Origin of the sequence: Rhizobium sp. CCGE531 (genome assembly GCF_003627795.1) — a bacterium.
GTDB lineage: Bacteria > Pseudomonadota > Alphaproteobacteria > Rhizobiales > Rhizobiaceae > Rhizobium.
In genome coordinates this window covers 3,965,647-3,980,755 of record NZ_CP032684.1, presented here as the reverse complement: position 1 = coordinate 3,980,755, position 15,109 = coordinate 3,965,647, and the positions used below count along the sequence as shown (strand labels likewise).

Annotated in this window: 18 protein-coding genes and 1 tRNA gene; 3 read left to right on the top strand and 16 right to left on the bottom strand. The window is 60.6% G+C overall.

The window, feature by feature from the left end; genetic code table 11:
• Positions 1-69: 69 nt before the first annotated feature.
• The 9 genes from modA to rplU all read right to left on the bottom strand — a co-directional run bounded on the left by modA (position 70) and on the right by rplU (position 7,824).
• Entirely contained in the window at positions 70-867 is a 798-nt protein-coding gene (gene modA, locus CCGE531_RS19310; RefSeq protein ID WP_120666234.1) for a molybdate ABC transporter substrate-binding protein, read from the bottom strand.
• 561 nt (positions 868-1,428) lie between these two features.
• Positions 1,429-2,010 (bottom strand): nicotinate-nucleotide adenylyltransferase, encoded by a 582-nt coding sequence (locus CCGE531_RS19305; RefSeq protein ID WP_245459187.1) that lies wholly within the window; start codon positions 2,008-2,010, stop codon positions 1,429-1,431.
• A gap of 37 nt (positions 2,011-2,047) precedes the next feature.
• Positions 2,048-3,331, bottom strand: coding sequence for a glutamate-5-semialdehyde dehydrogenase (locus CCGE531_RS19300; RefSeq protein WP_120666979.1), 1,284 nt, complete (start codon positions 3,329-3,331; stop codon positions 2,048-2,050).
• Positions 3,324-4,493, bottom strand: a complete 1,170-nt coding sequence (gene proB / locus CCGE531_RS19295; protein WP_120666230.1) for a glutamate 5-kinase — start codon at positions 4,491-4,493, stop codon at positions 3,324-3,326. Before proB ends, CCGE531_RS19300 begins: the two co-directional genes overlap by 8 nt.
• The gene (gene obgE / locus CCGE531_RS19290; protein ID WP_120666228.1) at positions 4,490-5,590 is read right to left on the bottom strand and encodes a GTPase ObgE; all 1,101 of its coding nucleotides are present in this window, start codon (positions 5,588-5,590) and stop codon (positions 4,490-4,492) included. Before obgE ends, proB begins: the two co-directional genes overlap by 4 nt.
• Positions 5,591-5,856: 266 nt before the next feature.
• On the bottom strand, positions 5,857-6,444 hold the full coding sequence (locus CCGE531_RS19285; RefSeq protein WP_120666226.1) for a GNAT family N-acetyltransferase: 588 nt from the start codon (positions 6,442-6,444) through the stop codon (positions 5,857-5,859).
• Positions 6,441-7,076 (bottom strand): GNAT family protein, encoded by a 636-nt coding sequence (locus CCGE531_RS19280; RefSeq protein ID WP_120666224.1) that lies wholly within the window; start codon positions 7,074-7,076, stop codon positions 6,441-6,443. The genes CCGE531_RS19285 and CCGE531_RS19280 overlap by 4 nt, the downstream gene beginning before the upstream one ends.
• 128 nt (positions 7,077-7,204) lie before the next feature.
• Positions 7,205-7,474, bottom strand: a complete 270-nt coding sequence (rpmA, locus tag CCGE531_RS19275) for a 50S ribosomal protein L27 (RefSeq protein WP_112429549.1) — start codon at positions 7,472-7,474, stop codon at positions 7,205-7,207.
• A gap of 32 nt (positions 7,475-7,506) precedes the next feature.
• Positions 7,507-7,824, bottom strand: coding sequence for a 50S ribosomal protein L21 (gene rplU / locus CCGE531_RS19270; RefSeq protein ID WP_004127263.1), 318 nt, complete (start codon positions 7,822-7,824; stop codon positions 7,507-7,509).
• Between the two features lie 303 nt (positions 7,825-8,127).
• Here rplU and CCGE531_RS19265 point away from each other — a divergent pair.
• Positions 8,128-8,217: transfer RNA gene (locus tag CCGE531_RS19265), tRNA-Ser, on the top strand.
• A gap of 34 nt (positions 8,218-8,251) precedes the next feature.
• Here the strand turns inward: CCGE531_RS19265 and CCGE531_RS19260 are convergent.
• Positions 8,252-9,021, bottom strand: a protein-coding gene (locus CCGE531_RS19260; protein WP_120663716.1) for an IS5 family transposase whose coding sequence is annotated in 2 segments (ribosomal slippage) — positions 8,252-8,707 and positions 8,710-9,021 — 768 coding nt in all. Because the reading frame shifts where the segments join, the coding sequence is not laid out codon by codon here.
• Positions 9,022-9,119: 98 nt separating this feature from the next.
• On the bottom strand, positions 9,120-9,515 hold the full coding sequence (locus tag CCGE531_RS19255; protein ID WP_120666222.1) for a cupin domain-containing protein: 396 nt from the start codon (positions 9,513-9,515) through the stop codon (positions 9,120-9,122).
• Between the two features lie 383 nt (positions 9,516-9,898).
• Between CCGE531_RS19255 and CCGE531_RS19240 the strand changes: the two genes are divergently transcribed.
• The gene (locus CCGE531_RS19240) at positions 9,899-10,141 is read left to right on the top strand and encodes a hypothetical protein (protein ID WP_120666220.1); all 243 of its coding nucleotides are present in this window, start codon (positions 9,899-9,901) and stop codon (positions 10,139-10,141) included.
• A 48-nt stretch (positions 10,142-10,189) separates the two neighbouring features.
• Here the strand turns inward: CCGE531_RS19240 and CCGE531_RS19235 are convergent, their stop codons facing one another.
• Positions 10,190-11,107, bottom strand: coding sequence for a DUF1003 domain-containing protein (locus CCGE531_RS19235; RefSeq protein ID WP_120666218.1), 918 nt, complete (start codon positions 11,105-11,107; stop codon positions 10,190-10,192).
• Between the two features lie 453 nt (positions 11,108-11,560).
• Between CCGE531_RS19235 and CCGE531_RS19230 the strand changes: the two genes are divergently transcribed.
• Positions 11,561-12,517: a phytanoyl-CoA dioxygenase family protein gene (locus CCGE531_RS19230; RefSeq protein ID WP_120666217.1), complete on the top strand. Its 957-nt coding sequence runs from the start codon at positions 11,561-11,563 to the stop codon at positions 12,515-12,517.
• A gap of 32 nt (positions 12,518-12,549) precedes the next feature.
• Here the strand turns inward: CCGE531_RS19230 and CCGE531_RS19225 are convergent, their stop codons facing one another.
• From CCGE531_RS19225 to CCGE531_RS19210, 4 genes are all read right to left on the bottom strand, one after another.
• The gene (locus CCGE531_RS19225) at positions 12,550-13,062 is read right to left on the bottom strand and encodes a DoxX family protein (RefSeq protein ID WP_120666215.1); all 513 of its coding nucleotides are present in this window, start codon (positions 13,060-13,062) and stop codon (positions 12,550-12,552) included.
• Positions 13,063-13,080: 18 nt separating this feature from the next.
• Positions 13,081-13,836 (bottom strand): DNA-binding domain-containing protein, encoded by a 756-nt coding sequence (locus tag CCGE531_RS19220; protein WP_120666213.1) that lies wholly within the window; start codon positions 13,834-13,836, stop codon positions 13,081-13,083.
• A 10-nt stretch (positions 13,837-13,846) separates the two neighbouring features.
• A complete protein-coding gene (locus CCGE531_RS19215; RefSeq protein ID WP_120666977.1) occupies positions 13,847-14,701 on the bottom strand; it encodes a DUF692 domain-containing protein in 855 nt (284 codons plus the stop codon).
• An 81-nt stretch (positions 14,702-14,782) separates the two neighbouring features.
• Positions 14,783-15,070, bottom strand: coding sequence for a DUF2282 domain-containing protein (locus tag CCGE531_RS19210; RefSeq protein ID WP_120666211.1), 288 nt, complete (start codon positions 15,068-15,070; stop codon positions 14,783-14,785).
• Positions 15,071-15,109: the final 39 nt, after the last annotated feature.

Genomic DNA, 15,109 nt, shown 5'->3' with positions numbered 1-15,109 from the left:
ATCTCAGGCTCGCCACGGGTCGGCGAGCCTGATGATTGAACTTTCATGCCTGATTTGCGGTGATGACGCTCACTGCTTCAGGATCGTGAAGCCCTCATGCTCGAAGAATGGAACAGCCTTAGCCGATTTCAGAAAATCGAAATAGGCTTGCACATCCGGGTTGGTGCTGTTGCTGGTGATGGCGATCGGGTAGACGATCGGCGGGTGGCTGTCTGCCGGGAAGGTGCCGACGACGGCAACGCCCGGATCGGCCGAGACATCGGTCTGATAGACGATGCCATAGGGCGCTTCGCCGCGCGAAACCAGCGCGAGCGCGGCGCGCACGCTTTCGGCGCCGGCGACCTTCTTTTCGACCGACGACCAGATGCCGAGCTTTTCCAGCGCGCTCTTGCCGTATTTGCCGGCAGGCACTGATTCCGGCTGGCCGATCGCCAGGCGGCCGTCGCCGAGCAGGCTGGCGAGATCCATGCCTTGCTTGATCTCGACCGGCTTCGCCTTGTCCTTGGCGGCCACGAGGACGAGCTTGTTGCCGAGAAGGTTGACGCGGCTGTCGTCCCTGATCAGCTTTCTCTGGGCGACATAGTCCATCCAGTTGGTGTCGGCGGAGATGAAGACATCGGCCGGCGCGCCGTTTTCGAGCTGCTTGGCGAGCGGGCCGCTCGCCGCATAGGAGACGGTCACTTCCTTGCCGGTTTCCTTGGTGAAGACGGCATCGGCGCTATCAAGCGCGTTTTTCATGCTGGCGGCGGCAAAGACGACGATCTTGTCGGCGGCGAATGCCGGCACGGGCGCGACCGAAAGGCCCAGCCACGCGGCTGATAGGGCGGCGGTTGCAAGCTTGATCCATCGGCGTCGGCTGGTGACCATCTTAAATTTCTCCCCAAAGGTATCGACATATTTCGACAGATATAACGACGCGCGAAGCTTGGCTAGGGATGTGTTTGTAAAAATATATCGCGATATCGCAGTGTAACCACACGAAATCTATGGATTTTCCGTGGCGCAGTGCATATGAATTCTTTTGGGCATTACAAAAATGCATGACTGGATTCGCCCAATGGATTGGCGAACGCTCACGAAACAAGACGTAACGTTACGAACCGTGGGATCTTGAGCCATTCTTTCGCCGGTTTCATTTGGACGATGAAAATCAAGTGGCGGAAAATTTGTAAAAGAAGCGTTTTTTGGGCAGAAAATTTTCAAAGGCATGCTTCTTGTGCATTGCTGCATTGCGCAATCAGCCATTTATCAATCGGTAAAATCTGCTAAAACATAATCATCGAAACGGCGATCTCCTCCTCCCAATGCCGTTCGATATGGATCAGCAACTCTCCTCCTCCCAGTTGCTGATCAGGTTCAAAAGCCCGACGCACCTCCTCCCGCGTCGGGCTTTTTATTTTCCAGACCTTCCCCAAGAATTCGGATTGATTATTGTGCGTCGCGTAAGGCTGTCGAGCTGAGTGCCGAGCGCGGTCCATGGATGAAGGTCCAGGCCGGCGCCCGCTTCTTCCAGAGCACGCGGGCGTCATCCTCGTCGACGCGTGCATAGTGGAACGTCTTGGCCATCTTGGCCGAGAGATAGGATAGCGTCGATCCCGGTCGGTCAATGACGGCGATCGGAAACGTGCGGGCGATTTCCTGCCATTTCTGCCAGCGATGGAACGTATTCAGGCTGTCGGCACCCATAATCCAGATGAAATGGACCCGGCTGTTGCGGGCCTTTACATGCGCCAAGGTATTCGCCGTATAGCTCATGCCCAGCCTCTGTTCGAACGCCGTCACCTTGATGCGCGGATCATGGAGAAGCTGTTCGCTGAGTGCGAGACGCTCGGCGAGCGGCGCCAGATGATTGCGGCTCTTCAGCGGGTTGCCCGGCGTCACCATCCACCAGAGCTGATCGAGGCCAAGCCGGCGAATGGCGATCTCGGCCACGAGTGCGTGGCCTTCATGCGGCGGGTTGAAGGAGCCGCCGAAAAGACCGACCACCATGCCGCGCTCGGCATGGGGCATGCGCAGATAGCGTTGATCGATCTCTTCCTTCAGCACGTCAGGGCCGTATCTGTCCGGTGCCGCGTACGCGATATTTGAAGGAGGTGAGCTGCTCAACGCCGACCGGCCCGCGCGCATGCATCTTGCCGGTGGCGATGCCGATTTCCGCGCCCATGCCGAATTCGCCGCCATCGGCAAATTGCGTCGAGGCATTGTGCAGCAGGATCGCCGAGTCGATCTCGGTGAAGAAGCGTTCGACGATTGCGGGATCTTCAGCGATCACGGCTTCGGTATGGTTCGACGAATATTTGCCGATGTGGGCAATTGCGCCGGAAATGCCGTCGACCAGCGCGACAGAGATGATTGCGGCCAGATATTCCGTCGTCCAATCCTCTTCCGTTGCGGCTTTGAGGCTGGGAATGAGCTGCAGCACGTCGGCGGAGCCACGGATTTCGCAGCCTGCCGCCGCAAGCCCGTCGAGCAGCGGCTTCAGATGGCTGGAAGCGACTTTCGAATCGACCAGCAGCGTTTCGGCCGCGCCGCAAATGCCGGTACGGCGCATCTTGGCGTTGACGACGATGGATTTCGCCATCTCCAGATCGGCCGAGGCATCGATATAGACGTGGCAGAGGCCCTCGAGATGGGCAAAGACCGGCACGCGCGCTTCGGTCTGGACGCGGGCGACAAGGCTCTTGCCGCCGCGCGGCACGATGACGTCGATATTGCCTTCGAGGCCACGCAGCATGGCGCCGACGGCGGCACGATCGCTGACGGGCACGAGCTGGATGGCATGTTCCGGCAGGCCCGCCGCCTTCAGCCCCTCGACCAGGCAATCATGAATAGCCTGCGAGGAGCGGCGCGAATCGCTGCCGCAGCGGAGGATGACGGCATTGCCAGCCTTCAGGCACAGCGCGCCGGCATCGGCCGTCACATTCGGCCGGCTTTCGAAGATGACGCCGATGACGCCGAGCGGCGTGCGAACGCGCTCGATCTTCAAGCCGTTCGGGCGATCCCAGGCGGCAATGACTTCGCCCACCGGGTCGGCAAGGGCGGCGATGGCGCGAATGCCGTCGGCCATCTCGGCGACGCGCTTGCCGTTCAGCGTCAGGCGATCGACGAAAGAGGCGAGCATATCCGTGCCTTCGATGTCTTTCAGATCCTTGGCGTTCTCGGCAAGGATATGATCCTTGCGGGCCAGGATGGCGTCCGCCATGGCGTTCAAGGCCTTGTTCTTGCTCTCCGTCGAAGCAAACGCCAACGGTCGCGACGCAGCCCGGGCCTTGCGGCCGATATCGTTCATCAGCGCATCGATGTCGGGGCTTTGGGCGACGCTATCAAGCATGAGCTTCATCCTTCTTCAATTTCTCGGCCTTCGTCTTGACGGACGCGGTCATGACGAGGTCGTCGCGATGCACCATGGCGGCGCGGCCGGCATAGCCGAGGATCGCCGCGATCTCGGCCGACTTGCGGCCGGTGATCTGGCGGGCCTCTTCGGCGTCATAACCGGCAAGGCCGCGGGCGATTTCACGGCCCGAGGGTCCGATGACGGCGACGGTGTCGCCGCGACCGAAATGGCCGACGACGCGGCGCACGCCGGCTGGCAGCAGGCTCTTGCCGGCGCCAAGCGCGGTCACCGCACCATCGTCGACATGCAATTCGCCGGCCGGCTGCAGCTGTCCGGCAATCCAGGTCTTGCGCGCGGTCACAGGCGTGCCCGACGGCGCGAACCAGGAGGAGCGAGCGCCGTTTTCGATTGATTTCAGCGGCCGGTCGGTCTTACCCGAGGCGATGATCATGGCGCAGCCGGCGCCGGTCGCGATCTTGCCGGCATCGATCTTGGTGCGCATGCCGCCGCGCGAGAGTTCGGAAGCGGCACCACCAGCCATGGCTTCGATCTCAGGCGTGATCTCGGCGATCGTATCGAGGAATTTCGCCTGCGGATCGAGATGCGGCGGGGCGGTATAGAGCCCGTCGATGTCTGACAATAGCACGAGAAGGTCGGCACCGGTCATGGTGGCGACGCGGGCGGCGAGACGGTCATTGTCACCATAGCGGATTTCGCTGGTCGCGACGGTATCGTTCTCGTTGATGATCGGCACGGCGCCGATCTTCAGAAGCTGGTTGATGGTGGCGCGGGCGTTGAGGTAGCGGCGGCGCTCTTCCGTGTCGCCGAGCGTCAGCAGGATCTGGCCGGCAACGATATCATCATGCGACAGGCTTTCCGACCAGGCGCGGGCAAGCGAGATCTGGCCGACGGCCGCCGCCGCCTGGCTTTCCTCGAGCTTCAGCGCGCCGGACGGCAGGTCGAGCACGGAGCGGCCGAGCGCGATCGCGCCCGACGAGACGACCAGGACATCGATGCCCTTGGCTTTCAGCGCGGCGATATCGGCACACATGCCGTCGAGCCAGGATTTCTTCAAGCCGGTCTTGCGATCGACCAGAAGAGCGGAGCCGATCTTGATGACGATGCGGCGGTAGCGGTCGAGCGGCTTGCGGGCAGTCATCCCTGATTATCCCCGTCTTCACTAAGACGCTCGTCCACGTCGTCGGAGGTCTGCAGGTCGCGATGGCGCAGCTTGGGCGCTTTCGCCGGCTTGTCCGCTTCGCCGGCATTGGCTTCGACGATGACGTCGCGCAGCGCGCGCAGCACTTCCGTCATGCCGCGGCCGGTGACGGCGGAAATCTGGAAGGGCGTCTTGCCGCAAGCCCGCGCCAGTTCGCGCGTCTTCTTCTTCAGCGTTTCTTCGTCCACCACGTCGATTTGCGACAGCGCGACGATTTCAGGCTTGTCGGGGATGCTGTTGCCGTAAGCCTCAAGCTCGTGCTTCACGGTCTTGTAGGCCTTGCCGACCTTTTCTTCCTGGGCGGAAACCAGATGCAGCAGCACGCGGGTGCGCTCGACATGGCCAAGGAAGCGGTCACCGATCCCGACGCCTTCATGGGCACCCTCGATCAGGCCGGGAATATCGGCCAGGATGAATTCCTGGCCGTCGATGGTGGCGACGCCGAGATTGGGATGCAGCGTCGTGAACGGATAGTTGGCGATCTTCGGCCTTGCGCGGCTGACGGCGGCTAGAAAGGTCGATTTTCCGGCATTCGGCAGGCCGACGAGGCCGGCATCGGCGATCAGCTTCAGCCGCAGCCAGACGGTCTTTTCCTCACCCGGCAGGCCGGGATTGGCCCAATCCGGCGCCTGGTTGACCGAGGATTTGAAATAGGCGTTGCCGAAGCCGCCATTGCCGCCGGCGGCGAGGCGGAAGCGCTGACCTTCCTGCGTGATGTCGCAGATCAGGCTTTCGCCGTCTTCTTCGAAGATCTGCGTACCGACGGGGACTTTCAGCGTCACGTCTTCGCCCTTGGCGCCGGCGCGGTTCCGGCCCATGCCGTGCGTGCCGATCGTGGCCTTGAAATGCTGCTGATAGCGGAAGTCGATCAGCGTGTTCAGGCCGTTGACGGCCTCGACCCAGACATCGCCGCCACGGCCGCCATCGCCGCCGTCCGGGCCGCCGAATTCGATGAATTTCTCACGCCGGAAGGAGACGCTGCCCGCGCCGCCGTCGCCTGAGCGAATATAGACTTTTGCTTCGTCGAGAAATTTCATCTTACGTCCGTCACCCGGTATCGGCGCATATCCCTTCGGATCGAATGGGATTCACAAAAGCCTATGCGCTCTTTTCAATTGCTGCCGCGCCTTACACGTCCAAAAAACGCATCGGGCGGCCGTTTGCCCGTCATGTCGCCTTCGATATAGGCGCTTCGGGCTGAGGTCAAAGAATATCGTGCAGTCCCCGTGCCATAAAGGGGGGAACTGCACGATTGGCATGATGGTCATCGCCGGCAAGGCCGGCGATGACGGGTTTCAGGGCTTTACGCCGCTTGCGAGAGCCGCAGCGCACCCGGCTTCAGCACGGTTTCGATATGCGGAACCATGGTGTTGCGGGCGAAGCTGTAGATCTCCGAGCAGCCGGTGATCTCGAAGCCGAGCCTCTGCTGCAGCTTCAAGGATGCCGGATTGTCGGCGAAGGCGCCGGAATGGACGGCGACTTCGGGCATGCGGCGGGCAAAGCGCCCAAGGGCCGATACGACCGCCTCGGTCATGATGCCGCGCCGCCAGTAGAAGCGGTTCAGCCAGTAGCCGAGATGCCAGCCGCCGTGCCTGAGCTCGATGCCGACGCAGCCGATATGGGCATCATCCGGCTCGGTGATGGCCAGCTGCCAGTCGGGGCCGAGGCCGGACGTGTGCTGGACCAGCCAGTCCAGCGCATCCTGCCGGTCATAGGGCGCGGGCACGCGGGCCAGCATGCGGGTGATGGCGAAATCGGAGAGCGATTCCGCGATCATATCGGCGTCGCTGAGCCGGTGCGGGCGCAAGGTCAGCCGCCCGGTCTGGATAACTGGCGTCGGGCCGGGCATCAAAATCCGGGCATCGCGGCGGGTGAGAGCGAGAGCGTTCATCTCATGCCTCCCCAACTGCGCAACGACATCCAGGTCTTGCGGTCGAGCCGGTACCATTCGACCGGCACGGTGCCGCCGAGCGCCAGCGAAGCGGCAAGGCCGGATCCCTGGAACTGGAAGCCGCACTTCTGGATGACGCGCCTGGAAGCGACGTTCATCACCCGGCAGCGGGCGTCGATCTGGGCGACGTTTTCGCGGGTGCGGAAGACCATGTCGACCAGGGCATGGGCGGCCTCGGTCGTATAGCCCTGGTTCCAATAAGGTTCGCCCAGCCAATAGCCGATCTCGACCGTGTTCGGATCGCCCGTGGGTTCGACCCCGCAGCAACCGAGAAAGGCGCCGTTGTCGGCTTTGGTAATCGCATAGACGCACTTGCCAATCTCGCCAAGCTTCGTGCGTCGCACGAAATCGGCGGCATCATTGGTCGTATACGGGTGCGGCATGCGCGATACCATAGTGGCGACATTGGCGTTGTTGGCGAGATGGGCAAGGGCGTCGATGTCTTCTTCGTGGGGCGCGCGCAGAACGAGCCTTTCCGACAGTAAGACGGGGCAATCGGTCCTTAACCGTTCCGGCCTCAGCCGCTCTTCGGGAGACCTTGATTGGTCTTCCCTTAACAATTCGCCTTGCATGGTTCAGTCCTCCTTGGTTGAGGGTAAAGAAAAAGGGGAGATGGCGCCCCATCTCCCCTTTTTCTTGACTGAACCTTGTAGCGTCAGCCGGGTCGATGAGACGCCGGCTGTTTTAGAGCGCTACCGGCTTATTCCGCTGCTTCCGCTTTCGGCATTACAGACACGTACACGCGGCCATTGGCCTTCGTACGGTAGTTCACGTTGCCCGCCGTAAGCGCAAAAATCGTGTGATCCTTGCCGAGGCCAACGTTGGAACCCGGGTGCCACTGCGTGCCGCGCTGACGCACGATAATGTTGCCTGCGATGACGTTCTCGCCACCGAACTTCTTCACGCCAAGGCGCTTGGATTCGGAATCGCGACCGTTGCGCGACGAACCGCCAGCTTTTTTGTGTGCCATTGGAGTTCTCCTTTAAACCCTGATCCCGTTACTTACTTGGCAGCCACGATGTCCGTGATGCGGACAACCGTGTGATGCTGGCGATGGCCGCGCGAACGCTTCGAGTTCTGACGACGGCGCTTCTTGAAGGCGATGACCTTCTTGCCGCGGTTGTGCTCGACCACTTCGGCCTTGACGGAAGCGCCCTTGACGAAGGGAGCACCAATCGCAGCGTCGGCGCCTTCGCCGATAACGAGGACTTCGGTGAATTCTACGGTGCCGCCGGCGGTGACTTCGAGCTTCTCGATGGTCAGCACGTCGTTGGCTGCCACACGGTACTGCTTACCGCCGGTCTTAATGACTGCGAACATTTTTTATCCTTTCATGTTCGTTCCGGCTCTCTTGCCCAAGGCAAGCGGCCGTCTTTTTATCAGTCGAAATTTAGCAGGAATTCCAAAGGCTTTAGGCCTTACAAAAGATCTGCCGGTGAAGCCCTGCGCAAAGCAGGGCGGGCAAGGCGCGGACTTGTCCACACCTATTGCGTCGCACGGGATATATAAGCGCCCTTTATCTGTCAAGGCAAAAGGATGAAAAGCTTTCATATTCGCCCTTGCCATCCCCCCCGTCTCTCGCTATGAGACAGCCCGCGCCAACCAGCGCCGACCAGCATAACCGGAGAGGTGGCAGAGTGGTCGAATGCACCGCACTCGAAATGCGGCATGCCTGCAAGGGCATCGTGGGTTCAAATCCCACCCTCTCCGCCATAATGGCTTCAGCTGTTTGCTGTTATCAGCCAAGCTAGGTCACCGACTCATAAGATCGTAGCCAGATACGAATTGAGGCGAGCTGGATAGATGCGAGGAAGTTGTCGTCGCGTTTGTCATATCGTGTTGCGATGGCCCGGAAGTGTTTGAGTTTGTTGAAGAACCGCTCGACAGCGTTGCGTTGTTTGTAGAGCCGTGAGCTGAAGGCAGGAATATTGACCCTGTTTGGCATGGGACGGATACAGCCCCATGCTCCACGTGCTTTGAGGTCTTGTCGCAGCCTGTCGCTATCATAAGCGCGATCAGCCAGAAGTATTTGACCGGGCCCGATGGTCGCAAACATATCGGTCGCCGAGCGTCCGTCATGGGCCTGTCCGGCTGTCAGCTTTAAGCGGATCGGTCGGCCATCGGCATCGACAAGAGCATGGATTTTGGTTGTCAGCCCGCCGCGCGAGCGACCCATGCAACCGGATCGCTCGTCTTTTTTTGACCGTTGGCAGCATGTTGGTGAACGCGGATCGACGAGCTGTCGATCATCTGGATGTCGCCATCGTAAGCTTCTGATATTGCATCGAGAATACGTGCCCAATGCCCCGCGTGACGCCATCGGTTAAAGCGGTTGACACAGGTCGTATAAGGGCCATAGCGCGCGGGAATATCCGCCCACGGCGCACCAGTTCTCAGCCGCCAGAAGATCCCATTCAATACGCGTCGGTCATCAACGCGGGCCTTACCACGAACCTTTGTCGGCAGAAGGGGTTCGATCACCGACCATTCGAAATCCGTCAAATCAAAGCGCGCCATCTCTGCCTCCAAGCCTGACAGACAGAGAATCACAAATCATTCAAATCCAAAACTATTTTATGGGTATGTGACCTAGCGTTACCACAGCCGAAAACTCTTCAACTCTCGGGAAACCGATAGATCACGTCGGCAAAAGAGCCCGTGGGGAAAACATAGAAGAATTTCAGGTTGGCTTCGGATTCGTTGCGGATGCCGTGTTCGGCGTTGCCGGGGATGAAGACTGTCGTGCCGGCCTTGACCGTCGTTTCCTGTCCGTCGATCCCAACGATGCCGGTTCCTTCGAAGATGAAATAGATTTCCGATGGGTCGTGCCGATGCGGCTTCAGTTCGTCGCCGGGTGCAAGATCGGCGATGCCGGCGCTCATGCTGTCGGTGGGGGTAATGTCGCTGCTGAGCAGCGTGTGCCAGGATATGGAACCGTGGACGGGGTCGTTCCAGCCGTCGCGCGGGCGCTCCTCGGCTGTGGTGATAACGGCTTGCGATCGCTTTGTCATTTTGCCTCAAACGTTGGGTCGGCAACCAACCGGAACGGTGTCACAACGGCGATGAAAGTCAATTGGATGGATCTCGGATTGGCGTCTGCCGATTGTCGCGCGCTGTGTTCTGCCGCGACACGAAGCGGGCAGGGGTGGGCAGTATCGCAGGTGACGGTAGCGGGAAGCTGCTCTACGTGTTTCGACATTACTTCAGCGTCGGGCCGGATCTCGGCCGCACCTTCAAGGCGGAGAGATGAAGCATTCTCCGGCCGGGGCCATCTGCGCGATCATATACCTCATTTGCCGGCTTCGGCCCCGCCTATCAGCAGCTCCAGGCCGGCTTCGAACAGGGCTTCATGGCCGTTGGCGCGGTAAAGTGACAAAGCTCTGGCAAGGTTCGGGTGGGCGCGGATGAACAGGGGCGCCTGCAGGGGGTGCTGACCAGCCTGACGAGCCTCGCATCCATGGTGGCGCCATTGGCGATCAGCGAGATCTATTTCGCCTCAAGGCATGTCTTTCCCGGCCTGGTCTGGGTTCTGGGAGCCTCGCTCTATCTGCTGTGCATGCCGGTTCTGTTTGCAAACCGGCGGCGGGTGGCCGAACTTCCGGAAGGAGCGGCGCATCGGCAAGGCGAGCGGCCCTGAAGGGCGCTCGGCGGCGCCATAGCGAAAGGCGCCGCCGCTTGGCTGTGATCAGCTGACGGATTCATCCGGATCGGCGTCCTTGCCCTTGGTGAAGAGGCTCTTCAGCGCGCTGGTCTTGGCTTTCGTTGCCTTGTTTGCCTTGATCGCGCGCGTCGCGGCCTTGGCCTGTTCCAGCATCATCTCGATCTGGATCTGCTGGATTTCGGTCAGCCGCTCCCATTGGCGGTTGAGGAGGTGGTCGACCTTTTCATGCAGGTGGCGGATTTCCAGTTCGGCCTTCAGGTTCACCTTGTAGTCGTTAAGGGCGCGCAGGCGATCCTTCTGTTCCTGGCGGCGCTGGCTCATCATGATGATCGGGGCCTGCAGGGCGGCGATCGTCGAGAGAATAAGGTTCAGCAAAATGAACGGATAGGCATCGAAAGCCTTGTTGTCGCCCATGAGGACATTGATGCCCATCCATACGGCCAAGAACAGACAGAAGGAGATGATGAAGGTCCAGCTGCCGCCGAATATCGCGACCCCGTCGGCCATCCGGTCGCCGATCGAGCGGTGGTCCTCGTAGTCCTCTTCGATGTTTTCAGCCAGCGTATCATGCGTCTTCAGGCTTTCGACGACTTCATCTTCGAGGGTGGAAAGCTCGCCACGCTCGTCGGTCAAAAGCTCGGCGATATACTGGGCACGATAGTCGTCCATCACCTTGCGGCCGATATAGTCGTCGGCGCGAAGCTCGGGGTGCTTCAGCCGCATGAAATCCGCCAGCGATGGACGAAGGTCGTCGACATGCACCGCATCTTTTTTCTTGAGCACCTGACCGGTGATGGCGTCGATAAGCTTGACGGACTTGGCCTTCGCCTGCGCGAGGCTCTTCGTATAGTCATCCATCTCCACCACAGTCGGGGTCTCGCCCTCGCCCGCGTCGAAATCGACCATGCCTTCCGCCGGTTCAAAGGTCTTCGTTTCTGCCATATAAGGGGGCCCTTTTTGACGTTTTCTCGCTCATCTAACCAATAATGCGAACAGAAATGTGACTGTTGGAAGACTGTTGAAATCGTAGCCGGTTTAAACCGCCGTCCACTTTTCCTGAACATGCTTAGCGCCATTATCCTAAGTAACGGCAAATGATAATGCGCCGTTCCCGTATCTCTTGGCGTTACTCCGCTTATCGGGCCTGAAAACAACCGCTCCGGGCGATCTCTTAAACGCTTTCGAAAGCGCCGCGTGTTTCTGCGGAAATTTCTACAGATACAATCAGGTTTTGACTTTCAAGCCCCTTGACCAAGGTCGGACGACCGCTATTTGCCGCGCTGCAGCAGATATTCGCTGCTGCGAATAAACTTAGAGTTTCAAAGAATTATATCGCATCAACAGGGTGTTGGGCCTGTTGCCACGGGTTTTTGCAAACGTGCGGAAAGGATAGCTATGCACACTCCCCCGGCAAGAGACTTGGAGTCCATTGCCCGACAGGGCGGCCGCTTCAAGCGTATGGCTGTCAGGATACCAACTTACCTGACCGATCTTAAAGAAAATCCGGCCTGGTTGCCCATGTTCCTCTTGGCCAGAACCCTGCCGTTTCGGCGGATCCATTGGCTTGCAACCAGGCAGGCCGTCAGGCTCCCCGTTTCCGGCGCCTCGATGTTTGCCGATGTCGAGCGCAGCGCCGTCGTCAATGCCTTGCGGACGGATGGTATCTATCCGGGCTTGACGCTGCCGGATCACATCCATCGCGAGATCGCCGAATTCGCTGGAAATACCGGTTGCTACGGCAATTTCAACAGGCAGCTCGAATTCGTCGCGAGCGAACACGGGCAAGCGGAAGCCCGGTTCGGGCGGCCGATTCTGAGCGGTCACTTCTTCGAACGCTCGCTTGATTGCGATGCCGTCATGGCGGTGCAGCGCGATCCGTTGCTGATCGATGTCGCCCGCCAATATCTCGGCGGGCAGGCCAAGGTGATCACCACCCGCATCTGGTGGAGCTTTCCCACGCAGGCTTCCGAAGCCGACAGGAGCCTCGCCTCGCTCGACAAGTATCACTTCGATCTCGACGATTGGCGGATGCTGAAGTTCTTCTTCAATCTCGTCGACGTGGACGAGGGCACCGGCCCGCACGTCTTCATCAAGGGAAGCCACCGCCGCCGCCGGGTCCGGCATCAGCTGACTTTGCTTGTGGGGCATCCGGCAAACGAGGTGCTCGATTATTATGGGCAGGCGAATGCGCTGACGCTGACCGGCAAGGCCGGCTCCGGCTTCGTCGAAGATCCCTTCGGCTTCCATATGGGCACGGTGCCCACGCAGAAGCCGCGGCTGATGATGGAGGTTGGCTTCGGCGTCTCGAAGCCGTCGCAGCGCCGATTCCATGGGGAGCCGGTCCTGCGATAGGCCTCGTTCGACCATCATGCCAAGGAGCGCCGCTACGGGGCGCTCCCCTCCGTCCCGCCTCGGGACGAGCGGCCAAACCGCCTGGCGATCAGATGATCGAGAGCGATACGCCCAGGCCCGCCAGCAATGATCACCAGAAAGCAGGTCGCCCACGTGCCGTGCGTCGGCCAGGCATCGGGATAGACGAAAATCTCGATCACCAGCGTCATGCCGAGCAACGCCAGCGCCGACAGCCGGCTTGCCAGCCCGATGACGAGCAAAAAGGGAAAGAAATGCTCGCTGAAGGCCGCGATATGGGCGGCGATCCAGGGATCGACCAGCGGTAATTTATACTCCGTCTGGAAGAGATAGACGGCATTGTCGGTCACATGCCAGCCTTCCACTTTCGTCTGTCCGGACTGCCAGAAGACGGCGGCGATCGACAGCCGCGCGATGAGCGCGATCAGATCGTGCGGAATGCGGTCGAGAAGCTTTAAGCCGCCATAGAGCCTTTGAGGCACGGTTTCGCGTTCGGCCGGAGCGGCCGTCATCATCTGGTTCTGCATGTCGATTCCTCTTGGCGTTCAGCGAATGGCCATGAAAGCGCCTGCCGTGAACGCACCGGCGAGGTTGGCGGAAAGATCGAAATCCGCGGCTTCGGCAAGGGCCGTTTCGAAGGCGCTGCCGAGATCGGCGCCGGCAAATAGCCGCTCCAGAAAAGTCGCGCCGCCTGGCGGCAGACGGTGGACCTCGACGATCATTTGCGGGCGGACGACGAGGGCATCCTCGCCTGTCCAATCGGCAATATCCGCAAGCTCGATTTCGCCGGTGTTCATGGCCCAGATGGTGACGGCCGGATAGGCGGAACGCGCTATCGAGGCGGAGGGATGCGGCACGAAGGCCAGATCAGCCAGGCCCGCCGGCTCGATGGTCGTCAATAAAGCGGCATCGAGCGACGTTGCGTCGGCGGCGTGATAGGCGCGGCCCCGGGCTGCCTCCAGTCTCATGACGTCGGGCAGATAAGGGATTTCCCGCGTCGGCTCGAAACCCTCGACGAATTTGGGAAAATCATCGCCATAGGCAAGCAGCAGCGGCGATCGCGGCGGATGCAGCCGGATGAATTCATGCGCCATGGCTGCGAAGAATTCCTCGCCGACGATCCTTTCGGCCGCCGGAAAGCGGGAGGCGAGCACGCCGATCAGGCCGATCGCGACATTGTTGCGATAGACGCCGAAGCGTCGCGAGGGCTCCGAGCCGCTCCAGGCCGTCAGCCCCTTGGGCACAGCGAGATCGGGATCGATGAGGGCTGCGGCGAACTTGCTTTGCGTGCTGAGAGACATCACCCCCTCCTCAAGCTGCTCGGCGCGCGGCGGCGCGTTTCAAAATCCTGTCCGCAGCCTCGGCTTCCGCCCGCAGAACCGGCCATTCCGGCACGTCATTGTCCCATTCGACCAGGCTGGCGATCGGTCCAATCCGGCCGATAAGCTCTTCGTAAAGCGCCCAGACCGGATCCTTTACCGGCGTATCGTGGCTGTCGATCAGCAGCGGCGCGCCGGCATCGTCGATGGTCTCGGAATGGCCGCTCAGATGGATCTCGCGCACCCATTGCACCGGAAAGCGCTCAAGATAGGCCCGCGCATCCATGTGGTGATTGGTGGCGGCAACGAAAACATTGTTGACGTCGAGCAGCAGGCCGCAGCCGGTGCGGCCGGCGACTTCGGCTAAAAACGCCGTCTCCTCGATCGTGCTTTCCTCGAAGAGCAGGTAGGTAGCCGGATTCTCCAGCAGCATCTGCCGGCCGAGCAGTGTCTGAACCTGATCGATGTGTTCGCAGACCTGCCGAAGCGTCGCCTCGGTATAGGGCAGCGGCAGAAGATCGTTGAGAAAGGTCGTGTCATGCGTCGACCAGGCGAGGTGCTCCGAAAAGCTCTCCGGCTCGTAGCGATCGCAGACGATCTTCAGGCGGGCAAGATGTTCGGCATCCAGTGGCTGCATCGAGCCGATGGAAAGGCCGACGCCATGGATGGACAAGGCATAATCCTTTCGCAGCCGGCCGAGCTGGGCATGCGGCGGGCCACCGGCGCCCATATAGTTTTCGGCATGAACCTCGAAAAAGCCGATCGGCTGCCTTTCGGCATCGATCGCGCCGAAATGCTTCGGCTTGAAGCCGACGCCGGCGCGGCGGGGAAGTTCTGACGGTTTCATTGCGGCCTCCGTTTGCATATGCCTGATGTTGGAGGAAGGGCGGCGCGCAGAATATGCGCCGCCCTGCATCGTGGCGCTTGGTCAGACGGGCGCCGGACCCTGCATCAGGGTGCCGTGGCCGTTCGGCGTCTTCATCGTCTCGCAGGTTCCGGCGGGAACCAGCTTCCACGAATTGCGCTGGTAATCGATCTTCGATGTTCCAGCGCAGGTCGTGCCAGCGCCGGCGGCGCAATCGTTCTGGCCCTTGAGGGCGACGCCGTAGCATTTTTCCTTGGCATCGGCGGCCGAGGCGGTCGTCGTTGCGCCGGCCGCCAGCGTCACGGCGGTGGCAACCGATGCGGCCAGGGTGAATGCGGACATCTTGCTCATGATATGCTCCTTACAAAAGGGGATTGGCTCGTGATCGGT